Origin of the sequence: Lysobacter helvus (genome assembly GCF_018406645.1) — a bacterium.
Lineage (GTDB): Bacteria > Pseudomonadota > Gammaproteobacteria > Xanthomonadales > Xanthomonadaceae > Noviluteimonas > Noviluteimonas caseinilytica.
Genome location: NZ_AP024546.1, coordinates 2,453,674 through 2,480,000, shown reverse-complemented (window position 1 = coordinate 2,480,000; position 26,327 = coordinate 2,453,674). Strand labels below are relative to the sequence as shown.

Below are 26,327 nucleotides of genomic sequence, written 5' to 3'. Positions count from 1 at the left end.
CGGGGAGGACGTCGGGTCAGTCTTCGATCGCTTCCGGTGCGGCATCGCGCGGCGCATCGATCTGCGGCACGAGCTTGGCGCGCAGTTCCGTTTCCAGGCGCAACGCCATCGCCGGGTTGTCCTTGAGGAACTGGCGCGCGTTCTCCTTGCCCTGCCCGATGCGCTCGTCGTACGCGCTGTACCAGGCGCCGGATTTCTCGACGAGCTTGGCGTTGACGCCCATCTCGATCAGTTCGCCTTCGCGGCTGATGCCTTCGCCGTAGAGGATCTCGGTGATGACCTGCTTGAACGGCGGCGCCATCTTGTTCTTGACGACCTTGATGCGCGTTTCGTTGCCGATGATCTCGTCGCCCTTCTTCACCGAGCCGATGCGGCGGATGTCGAGGCGGATGGAGGCGTAGAACTTGAGTGCGTTGCCGCCCGTGGTGGTTTCCGGGCTCTGGCCCGGCATCATCACGCCGATCTTCATGCGCAGCTGGTTGATGAAGATGACCATGCAGTTGCTGCGCTTGATGTTGCCGGTCAGCTTGCGCAGCGCCTGGCTCATGAGCCGCGCCTGCAGGCCCGGGAGCTGGTCGCCCATTTCGCCTTCGATTTCCGCGCGCGGGGTGAGTGCGGCGACGGAGTCGATGACCACCATGTCGACGGCGGCCGAGCGCACGAGCATGTCGGCGATCTCGAGTGCCTGTTCGCCGGTGTCGGGCTGCGAGACCAGCAGGTCTTCGATGTTGACGCCCAGCTTCTGCGCGTAGCCCGGATCGAGCGCGTGCTCGGCGTCGATGAACGCCGCGGTGCCGCCCGCCTTCTGGCACTGCGCGATGGTCTGCAGCGTGAGCGTGGTCTTGCCGGAGGACTCGGGACCGTAGATCTCGACCACGCGCCCCTTGGGCAGGCCGCCGATGCCGAGCGCGATGTCGAGCATCAGCGAACCGGTGCCGATGACCTCCGCCGCTTCCACGGGCTTGTCGCCCATGCGCATCACCGAGCCCTTGCCGAACTGCTTCTCGATCTGCCCGAGGGCGGCGGAAAGGGCGCGCTTCTTGTTCTCGTCCATCGTCGTGTCCTTGGCTCTATTTGGATTTGGGTTCGAATCCGGGCGAGGCATCGTCTTGGAAACCGCCGCCCCGTCGTCTGGGGAGGAAGCTACTCGGGACTTGTCGCGTGGGCTGAGACGTGAGCGCATGGGGAAGATTTTTTCTCATCGGGGAGGGAGTTGGACATCGGGCAACGCCGCGCCCGCGTGTCGGAAAGCACCGACCCAGGAGAAGTGCGCTCGTACATCGAATTCATCGGTTGGGCCGCACCAGGCCGCAATACAGCCCTTCGATCGCGAAGTCCTGGCCGGGCTGCACGTCGATCGGTGCGTAATCGGGATTGCGGGGCAGCAGGCGGATGCGGTCGGCGGACATCTTCAGCAGCTTCACCGTGATCGCGTCATCCACGCGCGCCACGACAATCTGCCCGGAACGCGCGTCGCGCGTGCGGTGCACGCCGATCAGGTCGCCGTCGAAGATGCCTTCGTCGATCATCGAATCGCCCTTGACCTTCAGCAGGTAATCCGGCGCCGGCGAGAAGAACACGCGATCCAGCAGCACGTAGCTGTCGCCGCTGATGTCCGCGCCGATCGGCACGCCCGCCGCGACGCGGCCCAGCACCGGCAGGCGCAGCGCGTCGTCGTTGGCAGCCATGGGGGCGGCGTCGCCGGCCGGATGCACGATGCGGATGCCCCGCGCCTTGCCCGGCAGGCGCTGGATGGCGCCGGCGGTTTCCATCGCCTCGAGGTGGTACTGCGCCGCCCGCACGCCCTTGAAGCCGAAGGCGTGGGCGATTTCCGTCTGGGACGGCGGGACCCCGTCGCGCGCGATCCGCTCGGCGATGAGGGCGAGGATGGCTTGCTGGGTTTCGGTCAGGTCCATGTGAGTAGTAATACTACTCACGCCCCGGAGCCGTCAACACCTCAGTCGAGCAAGGCGCCCAGTCCCCGCAGGGCGGCGTCCACGGTCTGCCGGCGCACGGCCTCGCGGTCGCCGTCGAACTGGAACACCTCGGCCTTCGGATAGCCCCCGCGCCGCTTCCAGGCGATCCAGACCGTGCCCACCGGCTTGTCGGCCGTGCCACCGCCCGGCCCGGCGATGCCGGTCACGGCCACCGCGAGCGACGCGCCCGAATGCACCAGCGCCCCGGCCACCATCTCCAGCGCGGTCTCGCGGCTGACGGCGCCGTGGCGTTCCAGCGTCTCCGGGCGCACGCCCAGCAACGCCTGCTTCGCTTCGTAGCTGTAGGCGGCCAGGCCGCAGTCGAACCAGTCGGACGACCCCGCCACGTCCGTCACCGCCTTCGCGATCCAGCCGCCGGTGCAACTCTCGGCGGTGACCAGCATGTGGTGCGACGCGCGCAGGCGTTCGCCGAGTTGCGCGGACAACGCCTGCAGGGCGGGATCGTCGGGAACGGCGGCAACGGTCATGCGAACGCTCGGGGGAAGACAAGCGCGCGTTGTAACGCAAATCGACGCTGCGCGCGCAGGCCGTGCGTCATTGGCCGAGGACGTGGCGCGCCATGCCGTCGGCCAGTTCCGCTTCGCCGAGGAACACGCGCCCGACGTGTTCCTGCGTCAGCAGCGCGGCTTCTTCCTCGTTGTGGCTGCGCACGACGATGTCGATGCCGGGATTGAGCGTGCGCGCGGTCTCCACCATCTGCCGCACGCTGAAGGTGTCGGGGATCGCAACGATCAACCAGCGCGCCCGCGCGATGTGCGCCTGCACCAGCACGCCCGGTTCGGCCGCATCACCCGACACCGCGGCCGCGCCCTGTTCGCGCAAGGCTTCGACGCGCTCGCGGTGCTGCTCGACCACCACCACCGGCACGTCGCGCGCCGAAAGTTGCGCCGCGATCCGCCGCCCCACCCGCCCGTAGCCGACGAGCACCGCGTGGCCGGCGAGGAATTTCGGATCGGTCGACATCGGCAGCGCGGCCATCGGATCGACGGGCTGCTCCAGTTGCCGCGCCAGCGCCGATCGCGCGCGGATCCATCGCTGCAGCGGTTCGATCGCGCCGAACAACAGCGGATTGATCGCGATCGAAATGAGCGCGCCCGCGAGCACCAGGCTGTTGCCTTCCGCAGGCAGCAGGCCCAGCGACATGCCCAGCCCCGCGAGGATGAAAGAGAACTCGCCGATCTGCGCCAGGCTCGCCGACACCGTGAGCGCCGTGTTCAACGGATAGCGCAACAGCAGCACCAGCAACGCGGCGGCCAGCGTCTTGCCGAGCACGATGATCGCCACGACCAAGAGCACGCGCAGCGGCTCGTGCACCAGCACCATCGGATCGAACAACATGCCGACCGACACGAAGAACAACACCGCGAACGCATCGCGCAGCGGCAACGATTCGCTGGCCGCGCGGTGCGCGAATTCCGATTCGCGCAACACCATGCCCGCGAAGAACGCACCCAGCGCGAACGACACATCGAACAGTTCGCCCGCCCCGTACGCGATGCCCACCGCGCACGCGACCACCGCCAGCGTGAACAATTCGCGCGACCCCGTCTGCGCCACCCACCACAGCAGCCGCGGCAGGAACTTGCGCCCCGCGATCAGCATCACCGCGAGGAACGCGCCCACTTTCAGCAACGTCGTGCCCAGCGCGAGCCAGAGGTTGCCCGTCTCCGGCGCATTCGTGCCGCCCAGCGCGCCGGCCATCGGCGGCAGCAGCACGAGCACCAGCACCATCGCCAGGTCCTCCACCACCAGCCAGCCCACGGCGATGCGCCCGTTCATCGATTCCAGCAGGCCGCGCGACTCCATCGCGCGCAGCAGCACCACCGTGCTCGCCACCGACAACGCCAGGCCGAACACCAGCGCCGCGCCCCACGACCAGCCCCACCAGTGCGCGACCAGCGCCCCCAGCCCCGTCGCCGCCGCGATCTGCAGCACCGCGCCGGGCAGCGCGACCTTGCGGACTTCCATCAGGTCGTCGAGCGAGAAATGCAGCCCCACCCCGAACATCAGCAGCATCACGCCGATTTCGGCGAGCTCCGCGGCCAGGGCCGTGTCGGCCACGAAGCCCGGCGTGAACGGCCCGATCAGCACGCCCGCCAGCAGGTAGCCCACCAGCGCCGGCAGCCGCAGCCGTGCCGCGATGAACCCGAGGATCAGCGCCGCCCCGAAGGCGGTCGCGAGCGTGGAAATCAGAGCTACGCCGTGGGGCATCGTCACCTCGGGATTGCGGAAGGCTCCATCCTACCTGCCCGCCCGCGTCGTCCCGTGCTTCGAAGCGCGCCGCAATCGCGACATACTGTCGCCCGCGGTGCGCCGCACTCCGGAGCCATGTCGTTGAAAGAGAAGGAAGCGGCCGCCAGCGCGCGCGCCCAGGCCGAACACACGCCCCTCATGCGCCAGTTCTTCGCCGCGAAGGCGGAGCACCCGGACGTCCTGCTGTTCTTCCGGATGGGCGACTTCTACGAGTTGTTCTTCGACGACGCGCGCAAGGCCGCGCGCCTGCTCGACATCACGCTCACCCAACGCGGCAGTTCCGCAGGCCAGCCCATCCCGATGGCGGGCGTGCCGGTGCATGCGTGCGAGGGGTATCTGGCGCGCCTCGTCGCGCTGGGCGAATCGGTGGCGATCTGCGAACAGATCGGGGATCCCGCGACGTCCAAGGGCATCGTCGACCGCAAGGTCGTGCGCGTGGTCACCCCGGGCACGGTCACCGACGAAGCGCTGCTGAGCGAACGCCGCGACACGCTGCTGCTTGCGCTCTCGCGCGACAAGCGCGGCTACGGCCTGGCGTGGATGGACCTGGCGAGCGGCCGGTTCCTCGTCAACGAAGTGGATAGCGACGACGCCCTCGAAGCCGAACTCGCGCGCCTGGAGCCGGCCGAAACCCTGGTGCCCGACGACGGCACGTGGCCGCCCACGGTCCTCGAACGCACCGGCGCGCGCCGTCGCCCGCCGTGGTTGTTCGACGCCGACACCGGCCGTCGCCAGTTGCTGCAATTCTTCGCGCTGCACGACCTCACCGGCTTCGGCATCGAAGACCGTCCGCGCGCGATCGCGGCCGCCGGCGCCCTCCTCGGCTACGTCGAGGAAACGCAGAAGCAGCGCCTGCCGCACATCGGCGCGATCGCGATCGAAGCCAGCGACGGTGCGATCGCGATGAACGCCGCCACGCGCCGGCACCTGGAACTCGACACGCGCGTCGACGGCGACACGCGCACCACCCTGCTCGGCGTCATCGATACGACGATCACGCCGATGGGCGGGCGGCTGCTGCGCCGCTGGCTGCATCGCCCGTTGCGCGACCGGCGCATCGTCGGCGAACGCCACCACGCCGTCGCCACGCTCGCCGACGCTCGCGCTGAATCCACGTTGCGCGAGAGCTTCCGCGCGCTCGGCGACCTCGAACGCATCCTCACCCGCATCGCGTTGCGCAGCGCGCGCCCGCGCGACCTGTCGACGCTGCGCGACGGCCTGGCGTTGCTGCCCGGCGTGCGCGCCCTGCTCGCGCCGCTGGATTCGCCCCGCCTGCAGGCGCTCGCCGCCGAACTCGGCGAACACGCGGCCAACGCGCATCTCCTCGCGACTGCGCTCGTGCCGCAGCCGCCGGTGCTGGCGCGCGATGGCGGCGTGTTCGCGGACGACTACGACGCCGACCTCGCCGAACTGCGTCGCCTGTCGACGAACGCGGACCAGTTCCTCGTCGACCTGGAAGCGCGCGAACGCGCCGCCACCGGCATCGCGACGCTGAAGGTCGGCTACAACCGCGTGCACGGCTACTTCATCGAGATCAGCAAGGGCCAGTCGGTGCGCGCGCCCACGCATTACACGCGCCGCCAGACGCTCACCGGCGCCGAGCGTTACATCACCGAGGAACTCAAGCAGTTCGAGGACAAGGTGCTGTCCGCGCGCGAGCGTTCGCTGGCGCGCGAGAAGCTGCTGTACGACGGCCTGCTCGACACGCTCAACCGCGACCTCGATGCGTTGAAGCGCTGCGCCGGCGCGTTGTCGGAACTCGACGTGCTCGCCTGCTTCGCCGAACGCGCGCAGGCGCTGGACTGGGCGCGCCCGGAATTGCGCGACGCACCCGGCATCCACGTCGAGCGCGGCCGGCACCCGGTGGTGGAAGCCGTGCGCGACGAACCGTTCGAACCCAACGACCTGGTGTTCGACGAGCACGTGCGCATGCGCGTGATCACCGGCCCGAACATGGGCGGCAAGTCGACGTACATGCGCCAGAACGCGCTGATCGTTTTGCTCGCGCACATCGGCAGCTTCGTGCCCGCCGCACGCGCGGTGATCGGCCCGATCGACCGCATCCTCACGCGCATCGGCGCCGGCGACGATCTCGCGCGCGGGCAGTCGACCTTCATGGTCGAGATGGCGGAGACGAGCTACATCCTCCACCACGCCACGGCGGAGTCGCTGGTGTTGATGGACGAAATCGGCCGCGGCACGTCCACGTACGATGGCCTGGCGCTCGCCGATGCGTGCGCGCGGCATCTTGCCGCGGTCAATCGCAGCTACACGCTGTTCGCGACGCATTACTTCGAACTCACCGCGCTGGCCGAACCCGGCAGCGGCATCGCGAACGTACACCTCGACGCGGTGGAGCACGGCGATGCGCTGGTGTTCATGCACGCGGTGAAGGACGGGCCGGCGAATCGCAGCTTCGGCTTGCAGGTGGCCGCGTTGGCGGGCCTGCCGAAGGCCGTCGTGCGCCAGGCGCGCGGGCGCCTCGCGGAACTCGAACAGCAAGGCCGCGATGCACCTGTGATGCCGATGACGGTGGACGCGCTGGAGTCGCCGCAGCAGTTCGGTTTGTTCGCACCGTCGTCGGCGGCGATCGAAGCGCTGGCCGCGATCGAACCGGACGAACTCACGCCACGCCAGGCGCTGGAAGCGCTGTACCGCCTGAAGGGATTGCTCTAGAGCGCGTCGATGTCGCCGAGCGCGCGGATCAAGCGACGCGCGCGTTTGTCGGGCTTGCCTTCGGGCGCGCGGTAACCGGCGCGTTCCGCGGCGCGCGTGGCGCGCTCGGATTCGCGCCGTGCACGCGAAGCTTCGGATTCGACGAACAACGTTTGCGCGATCGACGCCGGCCCGCGCTTGTCCGCCAACCCGCGCACTTCCACTTCGAAACGTTCCTCGCCGCGCAGCACGACCAGCGCATCGCCGACGTGCACTTGTCGCGACGCTTTCGCGCGCTGGCCGGCGACGTCCACTTTCCCGTGCTCGATCGCCTGCTTGGCCAGGCTGCGCGTCTTGTAGAAGCGCGCTGCCCACAGCCAGAGATCGATGCGGACGCCGGCGGGCGGCGCGGGCGCGACGGGCGGGGATTGCGTCATGGGCGAAGTATCGACCTGGTGTTGTCGCTGAAACGCAAACGACCGCCACTTGGGCGGTCGTCTGGTGGCGCGCCTTGCGGCGCGCGATGCAACGAGGATTACTGCTGCGCGGCAGCGGCGGCGGCCGCAGCGGCCTTCGCCTTGGCGTTGCCCGCCAGGTCTTCCTTGATGCGCGCGGCCTTGCCTTCCAGGCCACGGAGGTAATACAGCTTGCCCGCACGCACGTCGCCGCGGCGCTTCACTTCGACCGAGTCGATGACGGCGCTGTGGGTCTGGAACACGCGCTCGACGCCGTAGCCGTGCGAGATCTTGCGCACGGTGAACGCGGAGTTGAGGCCGGCGTTCTTCTTGCCGATGACCACGCCTTCATAGGCCTGGATGCGTTCGCGGTTGCCTTCCTTCACCTTGACGTTGACCACGACGGTGTCGCCGGGGCCGAAGTCGGGAAGCTGGCGCGTGATCTGGTCGGCTTCGAAGTTCTGAAGCAGGGTGTTGAGCGAGGGCTTGTTCATGGTGACGGCCTGTAGATGAAGTGCGTCGGCGCCCTCACGGCGGCGACGGGTTGACGCGAAGCCGCGCATTCTAGCGGGCCTTCGCGGGAATTGGCTAGCTTTTCTTTGAACCTGAGGGGCTTACGCGGGTCAGGCGTCTCCGTCCGGTTCGTCCAGGGCCCGGAGGTAGCGGCTGCGGAAGGCCTCGAGCAGGGCTCGGTCGGCCTTGCCCAGCGCCGCTTCGTCCAGCAGGTCCGGCCGGCGCAGCCAGGTGCGGCCCAGCGATTCCATCCGGCGCCAGCGCGCGATTTGCGCGTGGTTGCCCGACAGCAGGACCTCGGGCACCTGGCCCAGCGGGTGTTCCAGCGGCCGGGTGTAGTGCGGGCAATCCAGCAGGCCGTCGGACTCGAAGCTGTCCTGGGCCGCGGATTCGGCGTCGTTCAGCGCGCCCTCCTGCAGGCGGGCCACGGCGTCGACCAGCACCGCCGCGGCGAGTTCGCCGCCGGACAGCACGTAATCGCCGATCGACAGTTCCTCGTCGACCTCGGCTTCGATCAGGCGCTCGTCGACGCCTTCGTAGCGGCCGCACAGCAGGACCAGGCGCGGATGCGCGGCCAGCTCCCTGACCTTGGCCTGCGTCAGGCGCGTGCCCTGCGGCGTGAGGTACACGACGCGGGCGTCGGCGGGATCGGCGGCGCGCGCGGCGTTGAGCGCGTCGCGCAACGGATCGATCAGCATCACCATGCCGGGGCCGCCGCCGAAGGGGCGGTCGTCGACGCGGCGGTAATTGCCGGTGGCGTAGTCGCGCGGATTCCAGCCGTGCAGCGAGAGTAGCGCGCGTTCCTGCGCCCGCCCCACCACGCCGAACGCGGCGCATTGCGCGACGAACTCCGGGAAGAGGCTGACGATGTCGATGCGCATCGTCAGAAGTCCGCGTCCCAGTCGACGGTCACCACGCCGGCGTCGAAATCGACGGAACGGATGTAGTCGGGTGCGACGAAGGGAATCATGCGTTCGCGATCGCCGAGCGCGACGAGCACGTCGTTGGCGCCGGTGGCGAACAGGTGCGAGACGCGCCCGAAATCCACGCCTTCGACGTTCACCACGCGCAGGCCTTCCAGGTCGACCCAGTAGTACTCGCCGGGTGCCGGCGGCGGCAGCGCGGAACGCGGCACGTACAGCTCGGTGCCTTTCGTGGCGTCCGCCGCATCGCGGTCTTCGATGCCGGGCACGTGCACGACGAGGCCCTTCGGACTCGAACGCCCACGCACGCCCGCGAGCGTGCGTTCGCGGCCCTGCGCATCGCGCAGCAGCCACGGTTGGTATTTGAGGATGCGATCGGCGGGCTCGGTGAAACTCTCGAGTTTCACTTCACCCTTGACGCCGAAGGCGCCATGAAAACGCCCCACCAGAATCGTCTTCTGCGGGGCGTCGTCGGTGTTGCTCATGCGGTCATCGCGCCAGGCGCGAGCGCAAATATCAGGCGGCCGGCGCGGCGGCCTTGCCGGCCTGCTTGGCGAGATCGGCGACCTTGTCCGTCATCTGCGCACCCTGGCCGACCCAGTGGTTCAGGCGGTCCATGTTGAGCTCGACGCGCTTCTCGGCACCGGAGGCGATCGGGTTGTAGAAACCCAGGCGCTCGATGTTGCGGCCGTCGCGCGCGCTGCGGCTGTCGGTGACGATGATGTGGTAGAAGGGGCGCTTCTTCGCGCCACCGCGGGTAAGGCGGATCTTGACCATGGTGCGGGGTTTCCTGTGTTGCCCAGTCGGCGGACGTGCCGAGGTAAGCCGGCGATTCTAAGCCAATCCCCCGGCCCGGGGGAACCCGCGGGAGCGCCCGGCCCCATCGATCCACCCGAAATCCGCCCGGAACGCGCCCAAAACCGGGGCGCCAGGGCCCCGCCTGGCCGTCGCCCTCAGCGGAACGGCATGCCGCCGCGCCCGCCCATCATCCCCTTCATGCCCCGCATCAGGCCCTTCATGCCGCCTGCGCCGAGCTTGCCCATCATCTTTTCCATCTGCTGGAACTGCTTGAGCATCTTGTTGACGTCGGCCGGCGTGGTGCCGGAGCCGCGCGCGATGCGCGCACGGCGCGAGCCGTTGAGCAGGTGCGGGTTGCGGCGCTCCTTCGGCGTCATCGACCCGATGATCGCGATCATGCGCGGCACTTCCTTGCCCGTGACCTGCTGCTTGAGGTGCTCGGGCACCTGGCCGATGCCGGGCAGCTTGTCCATCAGGCCGCTCAGGCCGCCCATGTTCTGCATCTGCTCGAGCTGGTCGCGCATGTCTTCGAGGTTGAAGCGCTTGCCCTTGGCGACCTTCTCGGCCAGCTTCGCCGCCTTGTCCTTGTCGACCTGCTGTTCCACCTGCTCGACGAGCGACAACACGTCGCCCATGTCGAGGATGCGGCTGGCGATGCGGTCGGGATGGAAGACGTCGAGGCCATCGGGCTTCTCGCCCGTGCCGATGAACTTGATCGGCTTGCCCGTGATGTAGCGCACCGACAACGCGGCGCCGCCGCGCGCATCGCCGTCGGTCTTGGTGAGCACCACGCCCGTGAGCGGCAGCGCTTCGCCGAAATGCTTCGCGGTGACCGCGGCGTCCTGGCCCGTCATCGCATCGACGACGAACAGCGTTTCGACCGGCGCGACGGCGGCATGCAGCGCCTGGATCTCGCGCATCATCGCTTCGTCGATGCTCGTGCGGCCCGCGGTGTCGACGATCAGCACGTCGACGTAGGACTTGCGCGCGTCCTCGATGGCGGCGCGCACGATCGCTTCGGGTTTCTGCGATGCATCCGACGGGAAGAACAGCACGTCGACCTGCTGCGCGAGCGTCTTCAGCTGTTCGATCGCGGCGGGACGATAGACGTCGGCTGACACCACCATCACTTTCTTCTTTCGGCGTTCCTTCAGGTGCTTGGCGAGCTTGGCCACCGTGGTGGTCTTGCCCGCGCCCTGCAGGCCCGCCATCAGCACCACGGCCGGGGCCGGGACATTGAGGTTGAGGTCGGTGGCGGCCGCGCCCATCAGCGTGGTGAGCTCGTCGCGCACCACCTTGATCAGCGCCTGGCCAGGCGTCAGCGACTTCAGCACTTCCTGGCCGACGGCGCGCACCTTGATGCGTTCGATCAGCGCCTGCACCACCGGCAGCGCGACGTCCGCTTCGAGCAGCGCGATGCGCACTTCGCGCAGCGATTCGCGGATGTTCTCTTCGGTCAGGCGACCGCGGCCGCGCAGGCGCTCGATGGTGCCGGACAGGCGCTGGGTCAGGGATTCGAACATGGGGGATGCACGGCTGCGGAAAACGGCCGCGCAGTATACCGCCGCGCCCTCCACCCCCTTCCCGCCTGAACGCGGCATGCGACACTCCGCCGCATGACGCTCGCGCTCCTCGCCGCCCTCGCCTACGTCCTGTCCGCCGGCCTGCTGGCCCGCGGCGTCGCCGCCGATCGCGCGACGCGCGGCTACGCGTGGGTGCTGCCAGCGCTCATCGCACTGGTGCTGCACGTGGCGGTGCACGTGACCACCTGGCGCACCGCGGGCTCGCTGGACCTGCACTTCTTCTCCGCGCTGTCGCTGGTCGGCCTGGGCATGGCGATCCTGACCACGCTGTACGGCGCGACGGGCCGCATGGCGGCGCTCGGCGTCATCGTGTTCCCGCTCGCGGCGGCCGCGCTGGTGGGGTACGCGGCCTATGGCCACGTGCACACCGACACGCTGGACTGGCGCCTGCAACTGCACGCGTGGTGCGCGTTGCTGGCGTACGCGACGCTCGGGATCGCCGCGGTCCTCGCCTTGCTGCTCTGGGCGCAGGAACGCGCGTTGCGTCGCCGCGAATTCCACGGCTGGCTGCGCGCGCTGCCGCCGCTGACGGAACTGGAATCGCTGCTGTTCCGCACCATCGCGGTGGGCTTCGTGCTGCTCACCGCCACGCTGCTGACCGGCGTGCTGTTCGTCGAGAACCTCCTCGCCCAGCACCTGGTGCACAAGACGGTGCTGAGCGTCCTGTCGTGGCTCGCCTTCGGCGCGCTGCTGCTGGGCCGCTGGCGGCGCGGCTGGCGCGGCGCCACCGCGGTGCGCTGGACGCTCGCGGCCATGGCCCTGCTGATGCTGGCCTTCTTCGGCAGCCAGTTCGTCCTCGAAATGGTCCTCAAGCGGGTCTGACGACCCGCCCCGGCCCCGCTGGGCCGGCTTGTTCCACTGCCGGGACAATAATTGCATTGACAACTATTGCGGGCGCATGGATCATGCCGCCCCATGAACACCGCCCCCTGCAACGGTTCCAGCCTCGGCCTGCTCTTCCGCCAGGTCCGCGACGCCATGTGGGCCCGCATGGAACGCGAGCTCGCCACCACCGGCCACGAGCTCAACTTCAGCCAGTTCATCACCATCAAGTACCTGGCCAACGGGACGGCCGGCGTCGGTGAACTCGCCCGCGCCGCCTACCTGCACCCCGGCGCCATGACCCGCCTGCTCGACAAGCTGGAGGCCCGCGGGATCCTCACCCGAGTCGCCGACCCCGCCGACCGCCGCGCGCTCCACATCCACCTCACCCCCACGGGCGAGGCGATCTGGAAGGACATCAACGAGTGCGCGCAGCGCGTGCATTCGCAGGCGACCGCAGGCCTGGACGAATCGCAACAGGACGAACTCCGCCGCCTGCTCGAGCAGGTCCGCGACAACCTTTCGAACGGAAGCTGACATGCGCCACGCGTTCCCCACAGTCGCCGCATTGGCCCTGGCCGTCGCCCTCGCCGGGTGCGCGAGCTCGCGCGGCCTCGCCCCCGAATCGCAGCCGCGCGACGCGAACGCGCTGGAGATCCAGCGCTCCGTCGGCGCAACGTCCGATGCGCAGTTCCCCACGCAGGCGTGGTGGACGGCGCTCGGCGATCCGCAACTCGATGCGCTGGTCGACGAAGCCTTCGCCGGCACGCCGTCGCTCGCCGCCGCCGATGCGCGCGTGCGCCAGGCGGCCGCGCAGGCCGGCCTCGCCGATGCGGCGCGCAAGCCCACGCTCGGCGCCACTGCGCAATACGTCGGCGTGATGCTGCCCGAGAACATCGCCGGCTCCGACCTCGGCGGCAATTACCAGGGCGTCACGCTGCTGGGCCTGAATTTCAAGTGGAGCCCCGACCTGTGGGGCGGCCACGCCGCGACGTGGCGCGCCGCGCTCGACCAGGCGCGCGCCAGCGAAGTCGAAGCGCAGGCCGCGCGCCTGATGCTCGCCTCCAACATCGCGCGCACCTACATCGTGTTCGCGCAGGCGAATGCCGCGCACGACACCGCCGAAGCGGAAATCGCGCGCGCCTCGCACCTCACCGAACTGGCGCAGCAACGCGTCAAGGCCGGCCTGGACAACCAGGTGCAACTGCGCACCGCCGAAACCAACGTCGCCACCGCGCGCCAGCAATCGCAGGCCGCGCAACAGCAGATCGATGCCTCGCGCAACGCCCTCGCTGCGCTGCTCGGCAAGGGCCCGGATCGCGGCCTGTCGATCGGCAAGCCCGGCGTGTTGCAGGCGTCCGCGCCCACCGTGCCCGGCGTGCTGCCGAACGAACTGCTCGGCCATCGCCCCGACGTCGTCGCCGCGCGCTGGCGCGTCGAAGCCGCGGGCGAAACCGTCCACGCCGCGAAGGCCGACTTCTATCCGACGGTGAACCTCACCGCGCTCGTCGGCCTGGCGTCGGGTCATCTCTCCGACCTGTTCACCAGCGATGCGCTGCTCGTCAACGGCGGTCCCGCGCTGAGCCTGCCGATCTTCGATGGCGGCCGCCTGCGCAACCAGCTCGCCAAGCGCGATGCCGACTACGACCTCGCCGTCGCCGATTACGACCAGTCGCTCGTCGGCGCCGTGCGCGAAGTCGCCGACGCCGTGCAGGCCGCGCGTGCACTCGATGCGCAGCTGCAGTCCGCCAACCAGGCGCGCGACGCCGCGCAGCGTGCGTACGACTTGTCCACCGCACGCTACAAGGCCGGCCTCGGCACGCAGCTCGATGTGCTCGCCGCGCAGCGTCCGCTGTTCCAGCTCGACCAGCAGCGCGACGCACTCACAGCGCAGCGCCTCACCGCCACCGTCGACCTGCAGCGTGCCCTCGGCGGCGGCCTGCAGATCGCGCATCCCATCGCCCTCGACGCCGACGCGTCGACCGCCTCCCACTAATCCCGGCCCACTTCCATGACGACTGCGATCAATCCCCCCGCCCCCGCCGCCGCGCCGAAGAACGGCAAGCGCAAGCGCGCCCTGATCATCCTGGCGCTCGTCGTGCTCATCGCCGCGATCGCCTGGCTGCTCTGGTACTTCCTCGTCGCGCGCTGGCACGAAGGCACCGACGATGCGTACGTACAGGGCAACATCGTCACGATCACGCCGCAGACGCAGGGCACGGTGGTCAGCATCGGCGCCGACGACGGCATGAAGGTCACCGCGGGCCAGGTGCTCGTGCAGCTCGACCCGAACGATGCACGCGTCGCCTACGAACAGGCCGCCGCCAACCTCGCCAATACGGTGCGCCAGGTGCGCGGCCTGTACAGCGCGGTGGATGCGAACCACGCCGACATCGCCGCTCGCCGCGTCGCCGTCGACAAGGCGCGCGAAGACGTCGCGCGTCGCAGCGGCCTGGTCGCCACGGGCGCGGTGTCGGCCGAGGAACTTGCGCATGCGCGCGACGAACTCGCCGCCGCCGAAGCCGCGCTCGCCAGCAGCCGCGAGAACCTGTCGAAGAACAACGCGCTCGTCGACGAAACCACGCTGATCGACCAGCCGCAGGTCGCCGCCGCCGCCGCGCAATTGCGTTCGGCCTACCTCAACCTGGAGCGCACGGCGATCGTGGCGCCGGTGGATGGTTACGTCGCCAAGCGCAGCGCGCAGCTCGGCCAGCGCGTGCAGCCCGGCGTCGCGCTGCTCACCGTGATCCCGCTGGACCAGGTGTGGGTGGAAGCGAACTTCAAGGAAACGCAGCTCGCGCAGATGCGCATCGGCCAGCCGGTCGAACTGCACTCCGACCTCTACGGCAAGGACGTGCGCTTCGACGGGCACCTCGTGAGCCTCGGCCTCGGCACCGGCAGCGCGTTCGCCCTGCTGCCCGCGCAGAACGCGAGCGGCAACTGGATCAAGATCGTGCAGCGCGTGCCCGTGCGCATCTCCGTCGATGCCAAGCAATTGCACGACCACCCGCTGCGCCTGGGCCTGAGCATGCACACCGACGTCGCGATCCGCGACCAGAGCGGTCCGCTGCTCGCCGCCGCGCCGCCGGCCAAGCCGCTGCTGGCCACGCAGGCTTACGCGAAGCAACTGGCCGAAGCGGACGCGCGCATCCAGAAGATCGTGCGCGCCAACCTGCCCGGCCGCGGCTGAGCCCGGGCAGCCCTCCCCATGTCCGCCACTGCAGCAAACGCCGGCGCACAGCCGCAGGCCGCCTTCCGCCCACCGAACATGGCATTGACGACGCTCGGCCTCGCGCTGGCGTCGTTCATGCAGGTGCTCGACCTGACGATCGCGAACGTGTCGTTGCCGACCATCTCCGGCAACCTCGGCGGCAGCGCGAACCAGGCCACGTGGGTGATCACGTCCTTCGCGGTGAGCAATGCCATCGCGCTCCCGCTCACCGGCTGGCTCACGCGCCACTTCGGCGAACGCAAGCTGTTCGTGTGGGCCACGGCGTTGTTCGTCGTCGCATCGCTGTTGTGCGGCCTGGCCAACAGCATGGGCCTGCTGGTCGCGGCGCGCGCGTTGCAGGGCTTCGTCGCGGGCCCGATGTACCCGATCACGCAGGCGCTGCTGATCTCGATCTATCCACCGCACAAACGCGGGCAGGCGATCGCGTTGCTGGCGATGGTCACCGTCGTCGCGCCCATCGCGGGCCCGATCCTCGGCGGCTGGATCACCGACAACTACAGCTGGGAATGGATCTTCTTCATCAACATCCCGATCGGCATCTTCGCCAGCTTCGTGGTCGGTCGCCAGCTGAAGGGACGCCCGGAGCGGCTCGAGAAGCCGAAGATGGATTACGTCGGGCTGATCACGCTCGTGCTCGGCGTCGGCGCGCTGCAGATCCTGCTCGACCTGGGCAACGACGAAGACTGGTTCCACTCCACGCTGATCGTGTGGCTGGCGGTGATCTCGACGATTTCGCTGGCGGTGTTCGTGATCTGGGAGATGACGGACAAGGATCCGATCGTCAACCTGCGCCTGTTCCGCCACCGCAACTTCACCGCGGGCACGATCGCGATGGTGGTGGCGTACGCGGCGTTCTTCAGCGTCGGCATCCTGGTGCCGCTGTGGTTGCAGCGGAACCTGGGATTCACGCCGATCTGGGCGGGTTTCGCCACCGCGCCGATCGGCATCCTGCCGGTGCTGCTCACGCCCTTCGTGGGCAAGTACGCGCACAAGTTCGACCTGCGCATGCTGGCGAGCCTTGCGTTCATCGCGATGTCGCTCACCAGCTTCGCGCGCGCCGGCTTCAACCTGGACGTGGACTTCAACCACATCGCGCTGGTGCAGTTGCTGCAAGGCTTCGGCGTGGCGTTGTTCTTCATGCCGGTGTTGCAGATCCTGCTGTCCGATTTGCAGCCGCATGAAATCGCGGCGGGCTCAGGGTTGGCGACCTTCATGCGCACGCTGGGCGGCAGCTTCGCCGCCTCGCTCACCACGTACGCGTGGACCGAACGCGGCGCCGTGCACCACGCGCACCTGACCGAAAAACTGTCGGCCTACGATCCCGGCACGATCGAGACGGCGACGCGCCTGGGCGGCGGCGACCTGCAACGCGGCGCGGCCATCCTGGAACGGATGATTTCCAACCAGGCGGCGCAGATCGGCTTCAACGAGATCTTCCACCTGCTCGGCCTGGTGTTCCTCGGCGTGATCGCGTTCGTTTGGATCGCCAAGCCCCCGTTCCAGGCGAAGGCCGGGCCGTCGGCGGAGGCCGCAGCGGGCGGGCACTGATCCGGGACGTTTCTGCCTCGTTTCGTGCTTGCCTGAATTCACATTAATGTTTACAGTGCGCCCACTGCCCGGCGGATGACCGGGCAGTGCTCCGACAGGACGGCGCGGCATTGCCCGACGGTCGCCGCGGTTCGCGCGCACCACCATGGACGCCGGTTTCCACGGCGCCATGGACATGAAGCAGTGCGAATTCCGCCGGTGGCTCGCATTGCGCGGCGCGTTGTTCAAGGAAGGCAGCAAGCACACGCGCGTGTACTACCGCGGCCGGCAGAGCACCCTGCCCCGGCATCCGGCGCACGAGATCGGTGAAGCGCTGCGCAAGGCGATCATCCGCCAACCCGGCCTCTGACAAGGAGCACGCGCATGCTGGTCTACCCCGTCACGATCGAACGCGATGGCAAGGGATGGTTCGTGCGTTTCGACGACATCCCCGAAGCGCTCACCTCCGGGCGTTCGCGCGCGCATGCGCTGTCGATGGCGCAGGACGCGCTCGAGAGCGCGATGGAGTTCTACTTCCAGGATCGCCGTCCGGTGCCGTTGCCGGGCAAGGCGAAGCCGGGCCAGGACACGGTCGAACTGCCCGCCTCGCTCAGCGCCAAGGTGCTGCTGCTCAACGAAATGCTGGTGCAGGGCATCACGCCGGCGGAACTCGCCCGCCGCCTCGACACCACGCCGCAATCCGTGCAGCGCATCATCGACCTGGACCACGTCACCAAGATCGACACCATCGCGCAGGCGTTCCGCGTGATGGACCGGCGGCTGGATTTCCAGGTGAAGCGTTGGCCGCAATCGGCCTGATCGCGGATCAGCTCGCCGCGGACATCGCGTCCGACAAGCGCTCCACGGGGATCACTTCCAGTCCCTTGAACATCCCGGCTTTCGGCGCGTTGGCCTTCGGCACGATCGCGCGCAGGAAGCCATGCGCCGCGGCTTCCTTCAAGCGTTCCTCGCCGTTGGGCACCGGGCGGATCTCGCCGGACAAGCCCACTTCGCCGAACGCCACCGTCTTGTCGGGCAACGGCCGATCGCGCAACGACGACAACACCGCGAGCAGCACCGGCAGATCCGCCGCCGTTTCCTGCAGGCGCATGCCGCCGACCACGTTGACGAACACGTCCTGGTCGCCGACGCCCACGCCCCCGTGGCGATGCAGCACCGCGAGCAGCATCGCCAGGCGATTCTGTTCCAGGCCCACGGCCACGCGGCGCGGATTGGACAGCGGCGAGGCATCCACCAGCGCCTGCACTTCCACCAGCAACGGCCGCGTGCCTTCGCGCGTCACCATCACCGCGCTGCCTGGCTGCGCGACGCTGCCGCCCGACAGGAAGATCGCCGACGGATTGGGTACTTCCTTCAAGCCCTTCTCGCCCATCGCGAACACGCCGAGCTCGTTCACCGCGCCGAAGCGGTTCTTGAATGCGCGCAGCACGCGGAAACGACTGCCGCTCTCGCCTTCGAAATACAGCACCGCATCCACCATGTGTTCCAGCACGCGCGGACCGGCGATGCCGCCTTCCTTCGTGACATGGCCGACCAGGAACACGGTGGTGCCCGTTTCCTTCGCGTAGCGCACGAGGCGGGCCGCGCTCTCGCGCACCTGGCTCACCGAGCCCGGTGCGGCGCCAAGCGATTCTGTCCACAGCGTCTGCACCGAGTCGGCGACGATCACCTTCGGCCGCATCGCCACTGCGTGTTCGAGGATGCGCTCCACGCCGGTTTCCGCCAGCGCGTGCAGGTGGTCGATCGGCAGGCCGAGGCGCATCGCGCGCCCGGCGACCTGCGCCAGGGATTCTTCGCCCGTCACGTACAGGCCCGGCAACGCGCCGCCCATGCGCGCGAGCGCCTGCAGCAGCAACGTCGACTTGCCGATGCCCGGATCGCCGCCCACCAGCACGACCGCGCCTTCGACCAGGCCGCCGCCGAGCACGCGATCGAATTCCGCGATGCCCGTCGGCACGCGCGCGTCTTCGCTGTGTTGCACGTCGCGCAACGCGGTGACCTTCGGCGCATCGACCTTGCCGGCCCAGCCGTCGCGGCGCGCGGCGGGCGCGGCCTCCGCGGCGCCGAGCGCCACTTCGCTCAGCGAATCCCACGCCCCGCACGCATCGCACTGGCCCTGCCATTTGGCGTAGTCGGCGCCGCATTCGTTGCAGACGTAGGCGGAACGCGATGCCTTCGCTTTGGACGCGGCGGATTTGTTCGATCCAAACCCGGTGACAGCCTTGGCCATGGTGTGTTGTTCGATGCGGGGAGCGACGCGGCACTGTAGCGGCTGGCGGTCTCGCCTGCCGAGACGCCTCCGGCACGCGCGCGAAAAAAAGGCCGGGCATTCCTGCCCGGCCTTGCTCCCCGATCGTGGCGTTTGTCGCCCTTACAAATCGGCGCCCGCCGCGGCGGCGTTCCGGATCAGGCCCGAGAACGGCAGCAGCTGCGTGATGTAGCGGTTCCAGCGCGTGATGCCGGCCGGGCCCACCCACACGACGTCGCCGGCGCGCAGCGGGAAGCGCGAGGCGAGCGCGAAGGCGGCAGGCGAGCGCGCGTCCAGGTGGTAGACGGTGGACGGCATGTTGGCCGTGTCGTCCATGCCGCGGATCACGTAGACCGCCTTGCCCTTGGAGGTTTCCGGATTCAGGCCACCGGCGCGGCCGAGGGCCTGCGTCAGCGACATGTCGCTGGTCTTGAAGCTGATCGCCTGCGGCGTGCGCACCTCGCCCACCACGTAGATCTGCTTGCGATCGTTGTACGGCAGGTACACGCGGTCGCCCGGCTTGAGGTAGATGTCCGGCGCCACGCCGTTGCGGTTGAGCGCATCGAGGTCGAGGTTGTAGTTGCGACCGTCGCGCGTGAGCACCAGGCCCGACAAGTCGGCATTGGCCACGTCCACGCCGGCGCGGCCGATCACCTGCGACAGCGTCTGCGGCACCACGGTGGTGTCCTGCGGCGCGGTGTTGGTGAAGGCGCCCTGCAGCGACACGCGACCGCCGTAGCCGACCACGTTGACGTCGACCTGCGGATCCTTGAGGTAACGCGCCAGGCGCTTCTCGAGCGTGCTGCGCACCTGCTCCACGGTCATCCCGCCGACCTTGACCTTGCCGGCGTAGGGATAGAACAGCGTCCCGTCCGGCTGCACCTGGCGGCCGTTGATGACCGTCTGCTGCTGCGAGCCGGCCGGCGTGGTGAGTTCCGGGTGGTCCCACACGGTGATGATGAGCGTGTCGCCCGGGCTCACTTCGTACGCGACGGGCTGGAAGCTCGCCAGTTCCTGCGGCACCACCACCGGGGCGCGCTTGGCACCGACCAGTTCGCTGGTGATCGGCATGACGTTGATCGATTCGCCCGACACCGTGACCGAGCCCGGTCCCGTCTGGGTCATCTGCTGGCCGGGAATGCAGCCGGTGAGCGCGATGGCCGATGCGAGTGCAAGGCTCAGTGTCGCGCTGGTCATTGCAGCTCTCGAGATAGTGCTCAAGGTGGATCCCTCCTGGCTGGTCGACGGCGGCCTGCGCACGTCGCGTTTGTGGTCACGTTGGCGTCGCGGAAAAGCAGGGAAAGCGCGCGACGCGGGCCGAATTCAGGTTGTCGCCGGGAGCCTACGTACAGGGATGCACGCGCCACGTGAAAAAGGGCCGCCCCACCACCCCGACCGGTTTCACGCAGGCTTATCGGCGCCGAGGCACAGGGCGACGAGGCCCGCGTACTCCTTCAACGCACGCCCGCTGCGCCACAGGGCACGGCCGCTGGGGATCCACTGGTCCGCCCAGGTACCGCCGAGCGTCGGCTCGGGCACCGGCACTTCGAAGACTTCCATGCCGTTGCGGCGGAACAGCAGGCTGGCCCGCGGCATGTGCACCGCCGAGGTGACCAGCAGGATCCGGTGGACACCCTGCTCGCGCGCCAGCATCCCGACGTAGCGTGCGTTGTCGTCGGTGTCGTGGCTCTTCTCTTCCAGCAGGAGCGCCGATTGCGGCACGCCCAGCACCTGCATGCCGCGCGCCATGTTGCGGGCCTCGGTGTTCTTGCCCACGCCGCCGCCGGACAGGATCACGCGCGGCGCGCGATCGGCCAGGAACAGGCGCGCGCCCGCGGCCAGCCGGCTGTATTTCAGGTCATCGATGGTCACGCCGGGGCGGCTCACCCACGTGTAACCGCCGCCGCCGAGCACGACGATCGCATCGGCGGTGGGCAGCGCGCGTTCGTGTTCGCTCGCGTGGCGGTCTTCCAGCGACTGCCGCAGCCATTCGGAATTGCGCGGCACCGACCACACCGCCGACCAGCCGAGCGCGAGGACGGCGAGCGTCATCGCCGTGCGGCGCCAGCGCAATCGCCACACGACGGCCGCCAACAGCAATCCCGCCAGCGTCAACGCAAGGGGAAACGTCAGCGCCACGAGCGCTTCGCGCAGGAAACCCATCACGTCAGGCCGCCGCGGCTGCCTTGTGCGCGGCGCGGCGCGTCGGCAGCAGTTCGTCGTACACCGCGATGGTGCGCGTGATCACCATCTGCTCGTCGAAGTGTTCCAGCGCGTTCTGGCGCGCGCGATCGCCGAGGCGGCGCAGCAGCACGCGATCGTCGTCGAGCTCCACCAGGCGATCGGCCAGCGAGCGCGCGCAACGCGGTTCGACGTGCAGGCCGTCGACGCCGTGTTCGCGCACCACTTCTCGGCAACCGGGCAAGTTGGTGGTCACCACGGCGAGGCCGCAGGCCGCGGCTTCGATGAGGCTCTTCGGCACGCCTTCGCGGTAATAGCTCGGCAACGCGATGACATCCATCGAACGCATCAGGCCCGGCATGTCTTCCACGTGCCCGCGCCAGTCGACGAGGCCGTCGGCGGCCCAGCCTTCCACCTGTTCGCGGCTCACCGAACGCGGGTTGCCCGGGTCGGGCGAACCGGCGATCACGAACTCGATGGTGCGGCCCTGCGCACGCAGGATGCGCGCGGCCTCGATGTATTCGCCGATGCCCTTTTCCCACAGCAGGCGCGCGGCGAGGAGCACGCGCAGCGGGCGCGGTTCGTCGATGGGCTGCACGGGGAGGAAGCGTTCCAGGTTGACGCCGGAACTGCGGATCACGCGGATGTGCTGTTCCGGCACCAGGCGCGCGCGCACGAAAGCGTCGGCGTCGTCCGGATTCTGCAGGATCAGGCGCGACTGCTTGCCACCCAGCGTGCCGCGCATCAGCAACTTGACCATCGGGCGCAGCGTGCGCGCGAGCATGCGTTCGCTGGCGAACACGTAACCCATGCCGGCCACCGCATTGACGACCGCGGGCACGCCGGCGGCGCGCGCGGCGATCGCACCGTAGATCGCGCACTTGACGGTGAAGTTGTGCAGCAGGTCCGGGCGCTCTTCGCGCAGCACGCGCGCCAGCGTGCGGATCAGTGCCGCTTCGCGCACCGGGTTGAGGCTGGCGCGATCCATCGCGAGCTGGATCCAGCGCAGCCCGTGCGTCTCGAACCGCGCGCCGAACTCGCCGGGCGGCGACAGCATCACCACCTCGTGTCCCTCCGACTTCAGGCGCAGCGCCGTGGAGAGGCGGAAGTTGTAGAGGTACCAATCGGTGTTGGCGTAGAACACGAACTTCATCGGAGCTCCGCAAGGCGATAGTCGTAGATGACGCCGCGGTGGCGCATGCGCGGCGTTTCCGCCGGCGCAGCCACGCCCGAACGCACCATCCACGGGAAGACGAGGAACAGCAGGAAACACGAGGCGTAACGGATGCCACTGCCGGGGTTGTAGATGCCGAACGGCACGTACGCGACCAGCGTCACCAGCATCGCCGGCAACCAGGCGAGCACCAGCACCTTGCGCGGCAGGCCGGCCGGGGCGCGGAACGCCTGCTGGATCGCATAGAGCAGCACGAAGAAGACGACCAGCCCCGACACCATGAAGGGGAACATCACCGGCCGCGACAGCACTTCGCCAGGCGTGGGACCGACCAGCGACAGCGGCAGCGTCCACCACAGGCTGGAGAACAATTCGTTGGTGTCGGCGATGTTGACCCACATGCGCGTCGTCGCCGACCCGATCGTGAAATACGAACGCGCCTTCGGCAGCACTTCGCCCGCGATGTACGCATCCAGCTGCGGCCACGCGACCACCAGCACGAGCGCCGCGAGCAGGAACATCACCAGCGCCTGCACGCCCGTGCTCAACCCGGTACGCGGTCCGCGCACGAGGATCCACGTCATCAGGAAGCAGCCCGCCATCGCCGCGCCGAACGGCGCGCGGATGAAGACCATGCCCGCGACGCAGAACACCGCGAGCCACCAACGCAGGAATCCACCCGAACGCACGTAACCGACCAGCGCGCCCATGAAGAATCCGAGCAGGCCGATGTACAGCGATTCGCGCCCCACCACCGACGCCCACACACCGAAACTGGGGATCAGCAGGATCGCGAGCAACGGCCAGCGGTACTGTCCGTGCAGGCGCGCCTGGCCGACGAGGTAGGCCACGCCGCTCGCCGCGAACAAGGAAAACACCAGGTGCGCGAGCACGTCGACGTGCACCAGGCCGATGACCGTCGTGGCCAGCTGCGTCACGAAGTACGTGCGCGCCGACGATGCATCGTCGTACGCGCCCGTGAGGTACGAGCGGGCATCGCCGAGCTGGCTGTATCGGCTGTAGACGAACACCGCGAACAGCGACCACGCCACGAAGATCGCGTAGATCGTCGCCTTCCCAAGCATCACGCGGGCAGGCGGCGGCGCCTGGTGTTCGGCGGCAATGTCGGTATAGGCCGGATCCATGACGCCGTGATAACGATCGAGCCGTGAGGGGTCCGTCATGAATGCATGCCCTTCGCACGGTGGAAATGCCGCACGCCGTGCCACGTCCCGAGCAACAGCACCGTTTCCGCGGCAACGGTCGCCCAGGCGGCGCCCACCTCATGGAAGAACGGGATCAAGGCGGCGTTCAGGACGATGGCCACGCCGGTGGCCCACGCCATCGCGTACACCCGGTACCGCATGTGGTGGTCGGTGAGCAGCGCCGAGCCCATTGCGGTCGACAGGAACCGGATCGGCGGACAGATCGCCAGGATCATCAGGATCGTGGTCACGCCGGCGTAGGCGTGGCCGAACACGCGCGGCACCACGAACGGCGCCACCACCACCAGCGAGGCGCTCACGGCGAGGCCGAGCAGGAACATGCCGAGGTTGCCGCGCTTGTACACGAGCCAGAACTTCGGCTGGTCGTGCGCGGCCCAGCGGTGCAGTTTCGACAACAGGAATTTCTGGTAGATCGTCGCGGGGATGAGGTAGATCGCCGTCATGATCGCGAGCGCGATGCTGTAGATGCCCGCGTACGCATCGCCCGCCAGGTACTTCAGCAGGATCGTGCTGATCTGGAAGAACACCGGATAGAGCACGGCGACCATGCCGTACATCCACGCCTGCGACCACACTTCCGCCACGCGCGGCGGTTGCGTCGGTGCGGGGATGTCGACGCGTGGGCCGTGGCCGCGCAGGTCGATCTCGCCACGGATCATGCCGCGCAGCTGCGGCAGCGCGAAGCCGACGAGCGCGAGCGAGATCAGCGCGTAGGAAATCGACACGAAGCGCCCGGTCAACGTCGGCACCAGCAACAGCGCGAGCGCCACCACGAACCGGCTCGCCGGGATCGCGAGCTGCCACGACGCCATCTGCCCGTAACGATCCTCCAGGCGCAGGCGGTTGCTCATCAAGTCGATCGCCAGGATGCTGAGCACCACCGGCGTCAGCACGAGCAGGTCGAAGCGCGTGTCCGCATCGGGCGCGACGAACAACGCCCAGAACACGATGATCGCGAGCGCGGCGATCGTGGTGCCCGTGGTGAAGCGCAACGACGGCCGCAACCAGCGCGCGGCGGCCCAGCCCTCGATGCCGTACACCTTCAACCGGAACTGGGTGAGCCCGAAACCCGCGAGCGGCGCGATCATCGTCACCGTCGCCAGCGACGACGCGAACAGGCCATAGTCGTCCGGCCCGAGCTCGCGCGCCAGCAGCGTCTGCGTCAGGAACACCAGCACGGCGCCCAGCGCGGTGGCCGCGCCCAGCATGCCGATCGTGGTCAGCGCCCGTTTCCAGCCCGGCACGAGCCAATGTGCGAGCCGTCCCGGGCCCGGTTCCATCGCCACCGAGGCACCCCCTGCCTGCTTCGAATCCATCCGCGCCGCGTCCTGCACCAAAGCCGCCGGACGATACCGGCGGCGTCGTGAAGAACAACGCACGAAGCAGGCGATGGATGCCAAACGACGGGCAAAAAGAAAGGCAGGCGCCCCCCGACGCCTGCCTTTGGGTGGGCCCGCGCAGCTGCGCGGGGCCCGCCGTCCGGTGGATTACTTGTAGAAGTTGGACATCACGCGCACGTTGGTCGTCATCGTCTTGACCAGGATGTCGCGCTCGATCTTCGAGGTCCACCCGGTCTGGGTGAAGTCGACGCGGTCCACGATGCCGTTGCGCGCGTAGTTGCCGTAGAAGGTGTTGCCGGTGATCTCGCAGTCGTTCGAACCGTCCTGGATGTACACGCCGGTCGCCGAATTGAGGCGGATCGTGTTGGCCTCGATGCGCATGCTGTTGGTGCCCACGGTGACGATGCCGCAGCTGCCGTTCTTCTCGATCGTGCAGCGGCGGATCGACGTGTTGGTCGAGCGCTTGTAGGCCATCAGGCCGTACTTCTTGTTGCCGCGCAGCACGCAGTTCTCGATCGACACCACGTTGGAGATGCCCGGATCGTCCGGCTCGATGTCGATGCCGCACTCCGGCGCCGTGCCGTTGCTGTTGCTGAATTCCGAATCGCGGATGACCACGTTGTTGCCGCGGCCGATCGACAGGCCCTGGCGACGGTTGTTGGTGCACACGACGTTGGCGACCACCACGTCCTCGGACGGGATGGGATCGCCGTTGAAGACCAGCGCCGCGCCGATCGACATGCCGTCGCCCCAGCAATCCGACAGCAGCATGTCGCGCACGGTCACGCGCTGCGAACCGCGCACGAACACCGCGTGGCCCCACTCGCCGGTCGTGCCGAGGTGGTTGTAGCGATCGCCGGTCACGCGGCCGCCGGAGATCTCCACGTCCGACACCTTGTAGGCGTAGATGACGTAGGCCTTCTCTTCGGCGTTGGGCTTGCACACCAGCGTGGCCGCCGGATCCAGCTGCAGGTGCATTTTGCTGCGAAGGTTGATCGAGGTGACGGCGTTGATCAGGTAGTTGCCGGCCGGCACGGTGACGGTGCCGCCGTCGGCCGGGAGCGCCTTGATGGCGGCGTTGAAGGCGGCGGTGTCGTCGTGCACGCCGTCGCCGAAGGCGCCGTACTTGCGCACGTCCAGCACGGTGGCGCCGCGGGTGCGGGCCGGCGGCGCGTAGATCGACTGGAGGGTGGGCGTGCGGCGGACCGTTGCGGCCGATGCGCCGAAGGCGACGCCGCCGAGCGCGAGCGGAACGCCCGCGAGCAGTGCGTTGCGAAGGAAGGTGCGGCGGCCGAGGCCGTCGAGCTGCTGCGTCTTCGTGTCCATTCCCCGTCCCCTTTCACGTCGCGCTCACATTCGCGGCGTGGGTCGGACACTAG

The 26,327-nt window shown here is 68.7% G+C and carries 25 protein-coding genes; 8 read left to right on the top strand and 17 right to left on the bottom strand.

Features of this window, described 5'->3' with window-relative positions; genetic code table 11:
• Positions 1 to 16 precede the first annotated feature (16 nt).
• From recA to LYSHEL_RS12000, 4 genes are all read right to left on the bottom strand, one after another.
• Positions 17 to 1,054, bottom strand: a complete 1,038-nt coding sequence (recA, locus tag LYSHEL_RS12015) for a recombinase RecA (RefSeq protein WP_213434271.1) — start codon at positions 1,052 to 1,054, stop codon at positions 17 to 19.
• 232 nt (positions 1,055 to 1,286) lie between these two features.
• On the bottom strand, positions 1,287 to 1,916 hold the full coding sequence (gene lexA, locus LYSHEL_RS12010; protein ID WP_213434270.1) for a transcriptional repressor LexA: 630 nt from the start codon (positions 1,914 to 1,916) through the stop codon (positions 1,287 to 1,289).
• 41 nt (positions 1,917 to 1,957) lie between these two features.
• The gene (locus LYSHEL_RS12005) at positions 1,958 to 2,464 is read right to left on the bottom strand and encodes a CinA family protein (protein WP_213434269.1); all 507 of its coding nucleotides are present in this window, start codon (positions 2,462 to 2,464) and stop codon (positions 1,958 to 1,960) included.
• 67 nt (positions 2,465 to 2,531) lie between these two features.
• Positions 2,532 to 4,208: a cation:proton antiporter domain-containing protein gene (locus tag LYSHEL_RS12000; RefSeq protein ID WP_213437814.1), complete on the bottom strand. Its 1,677-nt coding sequence runs from the start codon at positions 4,206 to 4,208 to the stop codon at positions 2,532 to 2,534.
• A 117-nt stretch (positions 4,209 to 4,325) separates the two neighbouring features.
• Between LYSHEL_RS12000 and mutS the strand changes: the two genes are divergently transcribed.
• Positions 4,326 to 6,926, top strand: coding sequence for a DNA mismatch repair protein MutS (gene mutS, locus LYSHEL_RS11995; RefSeq protein WP_213434268.1), 2,601 nt, complete (start codon positions 4,326 to 4,328; stop codon positions 6,924 to 6,926).
• Here the strand turns inward: mutS and LYSHEL_RS11990 are convergent.
• The 6 genes from LYSHEL_RS11990 to ffh form a co-directional block, all read right to left on the bottom strand.
• The gene (locus LYSHEL_RS11990) at positions 6,923 to 7,342 is read right to left on the bottom strand and encodes an RNA-binding S4 domain-containing protein (protein WP_213434267.1); all 420 of its coding nucleotides are present in this window, start codon (positions 7,340 to 7,342) and stop codon (positions 6,923 to 6,925) included. The two genes, mutS and LYSHEL_RS11990, sit on opposite strands and share 4 nt — an antisense overlap.
• A 98-nt stretch (positions 7,343 to 7,440) precedes the next feature.
• Complete coding sequence (gene rplS, locus LYSHEL_RS11985; protein ID WP_213434266.1) at positions 7,441 to 7,854, bottom strand: 50S ribosomal protein L19; 414 nt, start codon at positions 7,852 to 7,854, stop codon at positions 7,441 to 7,443.
• A gap of 129 nt (positions 7,855 to 7,983) precedes the next feature.
• Positions 7,984 to 8,754, bottom strand: a complete 771-nt coding sequence (trmD, locus tag LYSHEL_RS11980; RefSeq protein ID WP_213434265.1) for a tRNA (guanosine(37)-N1)-methyltransferase TrmD — start codon at positions 8,752 to 8,754, stop codon at positions 7,984 to 7,986.
• Positions 8,755 to 8,756: 2 nt separating this feature from the next.
• Complete coding sequence (rimM, locus tag LYSHEL_RS11975) at positions 8,757 to 9,281, bottom strand: ribosome maturation factor RimM (protein ID WP_213434264.1); 525 nt, start codon at positions 9,279 to 9,281, stop codon at positions 8,757 to 8,759.
• A 31-nt stretch (positions 9,282 to 9,312) separates the two neighbouring features.
• Entirely contained in the window at positions 9,313 to 9,573 is a 261-nt protein-coding gene (gene rpsP / locus LYSHEL_RS11970; protein ID WP_213434263.1) for a 30S ribosomal protein S16, read from the bottom strand.
• 176 nt (positions 9,574 to 9,749) lie between these two features.
• On the bottom strand, positions 9,750 to 11,117 hold the full coding sequence (ffh, locus tag LYSHEL_RS11965) for a signal recognition particle protein (RefSeq protein ID WP_213434262.1): 1,368 nt from the start codon (positions 11,115 to 11,117) through the stop codon (positions 9,750 to 9,752).
• A 93-nt stretch (positions 11,118 to 11,210) separates the two neighbouring features.
• Here ffh and LYSHEL_RS11960 point away from each other — a divergent pair, with 93 nt between their 5' ends.
• The 7 genes from LYSHEL_RS11960 (at position 11,211) to LYSHEL_RS11930 (ending at position 17,577) form a co-directional block, all read left to right on the top strand.
• Entirely contained in the window at positions 11,211 to 11,999 is a 789-nt protein-coding gene (locus LYSHEL_RS11960; protein ID WP_213434261.1) for a cytochrome C assembly family protein, read from the top strand.
• 93 nt (positions 12,000 to 12,092) lie between these two features.
• Entirely contained in the window at positions 12,093 to 12,536 is a 444-nt protein-coding gene (locus LYSHEL_RS11955; RefSeq protein WP_213434260.1) for a MarR family winged helix-turn-helix transcriptional regulator, read from the top strand.
• Between the two features lies 1 nt (position 12,537).
• Positions 12,538 to 13,995: an efflux transporter outer membrane subunit gene (locus LYSHEL_RS11950; protein ID WP_213434259.1), complete on the top strand. Its 1,458-nt coding sequence runs from the start codon at positions 12,538 to 12,540 to the stop codon at positions 13,993 to 13,995.
• Between the two features lie 15 nt (positions 13,996 to 14,010).
• Positions 14,011 to 15,189: an HlyD/EmrA/EmrK family protein gene (locus LYSHEL_RS11945; RefSeq protein WP_213434258.1), complete on the top strand. Its 1,179-nt coding sequence runs from the start codon at positions 14,011 to 14,013 to the stop codon at positions 15,187 to 15,189.
• A gap of 18 nt (positions 15,190 to 15,207) precedes the next feature.
• Entirely contained in the window at positions 15,208 to 16,779 is a 1,572-nt protein-coding gene (locus tag LYSHEL_RS11940) for a DHA2 family efflux MFS transporter permease subunit (RefSeq protein ID WP_213434257.1), read from the top strand.
• 145 nt (positions 16,780 to 16,924) lie between these two features.
• A complete protein-coding gene (locus LYSHEL_RS11935; protein ID WP_213437897.1) occupies positions 16,925 to 17,128 on the top strand; it encodes a hypothetical protein in 204 nt (67 codons plus the stop codon).
• Between the two features lie 14 nt (positions 17,129 to 17,142).
• On the top strand, positions 17,143 to 17,577 hold the full coding sequence (locus LYSHEL_RS11930; RefSeq protein WP_213434256.1) for a type II toxin-antitoxin system HicB family antitoxin: 435 nt from the start codon (positions 17,143 to 17,145) through the stop codon (positions 17,575 to 17,577).
• A 7-nt stretch (positions 17,578 to 17,584) separates the two neighbouring features.
• Here the strand turns inward: LYSHEL_RS11930 and radA are convergent, their stop codons facing one another.
• The 7 genes from radA to LYSHEL_RS11895 form a co-directional block, all read right to left on the bottom strand.
• Positions 17,585 to 19,009: a DNA repair protein RadA gene (gene radA / locus LYSHEL_RS11925; protein WP_213434255.1), complete on the bottom strand. Its 1,425-nt coding sequence runs from the start codon at positions 19,007 to 19,009 to the stop codon at positions 17,585 to 17,587.
• A gap of 141 nt (positions 19,010 to 19,150) precedes the next feature.
• Positions 19,151 to 20,224: a polysaccharide biosynthesis/export family protein gene (locus LYSHEL_RS11920; RefSeq protein WP_244858535.1), complete on the bottom strand. Its 1,074-nt coding sequence runs from the start codon at positions 20,222 to 20,224 to the stop codon at positions 19,151 to 19,153.
• Positions 20,225 to 20,428: 204 nt separating this feature from the next.
• Positions 20,429 to 21,190, bottom strand: coding sequence for a YdcF family protein (locus LYSHEL_RS11915; protein ID WP_213434254.1), 762 nt, complete (start codon positions 21,188 to 21,190; stop codon positions 20,429 to 20,431).
• Positions 21,191 to 21,194: 4 nt separating this feature from the next.
• Complete coding sequence (locus LYSHEL_RS11910; RefSeq protein WP_213434253.1) at positions 21,195 to 22,361, bottom strand: glycosyltransferase family 4 protein; 1,167 nt, start codon at positions 22,359 to 22,361, stop codon at positions 21,195 to 21,197.
• Positions 22,358 to 23,566: a hypothetical protein gene (locus LYSHEL_RS11905; protein WP_213434252.1), complete on the bottom strand. Its 1,209-nt coding sequence runs from the start codon at positions 23,564 to 23,566 to the stop codon at positions 22,358 to 22,360. The genes LYSHEL_RS11910 and LYSHEL_RS11905 overlap by 4 nt, the downstream gene beginning before the upstream one ends.
• Positions 23,563 to 24,924 carry a lipopolysaccharide biosynthesis protein gene (locus LYSHEL_RS11900; RefSeq protein WP_213434251.1) on the bottom strand — a complete coding sequence of 454 codons (1,362 nt, stop codon included), beginning with the start codon at positions 24,922 to 24,924 and terminating at the stop codon, positions 23,563 to 23,565. The genes LYSHEL_RS11905 and LYSHEL_RS11900 overlap by 4 nt, the downstream gene beginning before the upstream one ends.
• A 171-nt stretch (positions 24,925 to 25,095) precedes the next feature.
• Positions 25,096 to 26,274 (bottom strand): right-handed parallel beta-helix repeat-containing protein, encoded by a 1,179-nt coding sequence (locus LYSHEL_RS11895; RefSeq protein ID WP_213434250.1) that lies wholly within the window; start codon positions 26,272 to 26,274, stop codon positions 25,096 to 25,098.
• Positions 26,275 to 26,327 lie beyond the last annotated feature (53 nt).

Coding starts and splice junctions, on each gene's coding strand:
- recA (WP_213434271.1), bottom strand. CDS start 1,054: ATGGACGAGAACAAGAAGCGCGCCCTTTCCGCCGCCCTCGGGCAGATC.
- lexA (WP_213434270.1), bottom strand. CDS start 1,916: ATGGACCTGACCGAAACCCAGCAAGCCATCCTCGCCCTCATCGCCGAG.
- LYSHEL_RS12005 (WP_213434269.1), bottom strand. CDS start 2,464: ATGACCGTTGCCGCCGTTCCCGACGATCCCGCCCTGCAGGCGTTGTCC.
- LYSHEL_RS12000 (WP_213437814.1), bottom strand. CDS start 4,208: ATGCCCCACGGCGTAGCTCTGATTTCCACGCTCGCGACCGCCTTCGGG.
- mutS (WP_213434268.1), top strand. CDS start 4,326: ATGTCGTTGAAAGAGAAGGAAGCGGCCGCCAGCGCGCGCGCCCAGGCC.
- LYSHEL_RS11990 (WP_213434267.1), bottom strand. CDS start 7,342: ATGACGCAATCCCCGCCCGTCGCGCCCGCGCCGCCCGCCGGCGTCCGC.
- rplS (WP_213434266.1), bottom strand. CDS start 7,854: ATGAACAAGCCCTCGCTCAACACCCTGCTTCAGAACTTCGAAGCCGAC.
- trmD (WP_213434265.1), bottom strand. CDS start 8,754: ATGCGCATCGACATCGTCAGCCTCTTCCCGGAGTTCGTCGCGCAATGC.
- rimM (WP_213434264.1), bottom strand. CDS start 9,281: ATGAGCAACACCGACGACGCCCCGCAGAAGACGATTCTGGTGGGGCGT.
- rpsP (WP_213434263.1), bottom strand. CDS start 9,573: ATGGTCAAGATCCGCCTTACCCGCGGTGGCGCGAAGAAGCGCCCCTTC.
- ffh (WP_213434262.1), bottom strand. CDS start 11,117: ATGTTCGAATCCCTGACCCAGCGCCTGTCCGGCACCATCGAGCGCCTG.
- LYSHEL_RS11960 (WP_213434261.1), top strand. CDS start 11,211: ATGACGCTCGCGCTCCTCGCCGCCCTCGCCTACGTCCTGTCCGCCGGC.
- LYSHEL_RS11955 (WP_213434260.1), top strand. CDS start 12,093: ATGAACACCGCCCCCTGCAACGGTTCCAGCCTCGGCCTGCTCTTCCGC.
- LYSHEL_RS11950 (WP_213434259.1), top strand. CDS start 12,538: ATGCGCCACGCGTTCCCCACAGTCGCCGCATTGGCCCTGGCCGTCGCC.
- LYSHEL_RS11945 (WP_213434258.1), top strand. CDS start 14,011: ATGACGACTGCGATCAATCCCCCCGCCCCCGCCGCCGCGCCGAAGAAC.
- LYSHEL_RS11940 (WP_213434257.1), top strand. CDS start 15,208: ATGTCCGCCACTGCAGCAAACGCCGGCGCACAGCCGCAGGCCGCCTTC.
- LYSHEL_RS11935 (WP_213437897.1), top strand. CDS start 16,925: ATGGACGCCGGTTTCCACGGCGCCATGGACATGAAGCAGTGCGAATTC.
- LYSHEL_RS11930 (WP_213434256.1), top strand. CDS start 17,143: ATGCTGGTCTACCCCGTCACGATCGAACGCGATGGCAAGGGATGGTTC.
- radA (WP_213434255.1), bottom strand. CDS start 19,009: ATGGCCAAGGCTGTCACCGGGTTTGGATCGAACAAATCCGCCGCGTCC.
- LYSHEL_RS11920 (WP_244858535.1), bottom strand. CDS start 20,224: ATGACCAGCGCGACACTGAGCCTTGCACTCGCATCGGCCATCGCGCTC.
- LYSHEL_RS11915 (WP_213434254.1), bottom strand. CDS start 21,190: ATGGGTTTCCTGCGCGAAGCGCTCGTGGCGCTGACGTTTCCCCTTGCG.
- LYSHEL_RS11910 (WP_213434253.1), bottom strand. CDS start 22,361: ATGAAGTTCGTGTTCTACGCCAACACCGATTGGTACCTCTACAACTTC.
- LYSHEL_RS11905 (WP_213434252.1), bottom strand. CDS start 23,566: ATGACGGACCCCTCACGGCTCGATCGTTATCACGGCGTCATGGATCCG.
- LYSHEL_RS11900 (WP_213434251.1), bottom strand. CDS start 24,924: ATGGATTCGAAGCAGGCAGGGGGTGCCTCGGTGGCGATGGAACCGGGC.
- LYSHEL_RS11895 (WP_213434250.1), bottom strand. CDS start 26,274: ATGGACACGAAGACGCAGCAGCTCGACGGCCTCGGCCGCCGCACCTTC.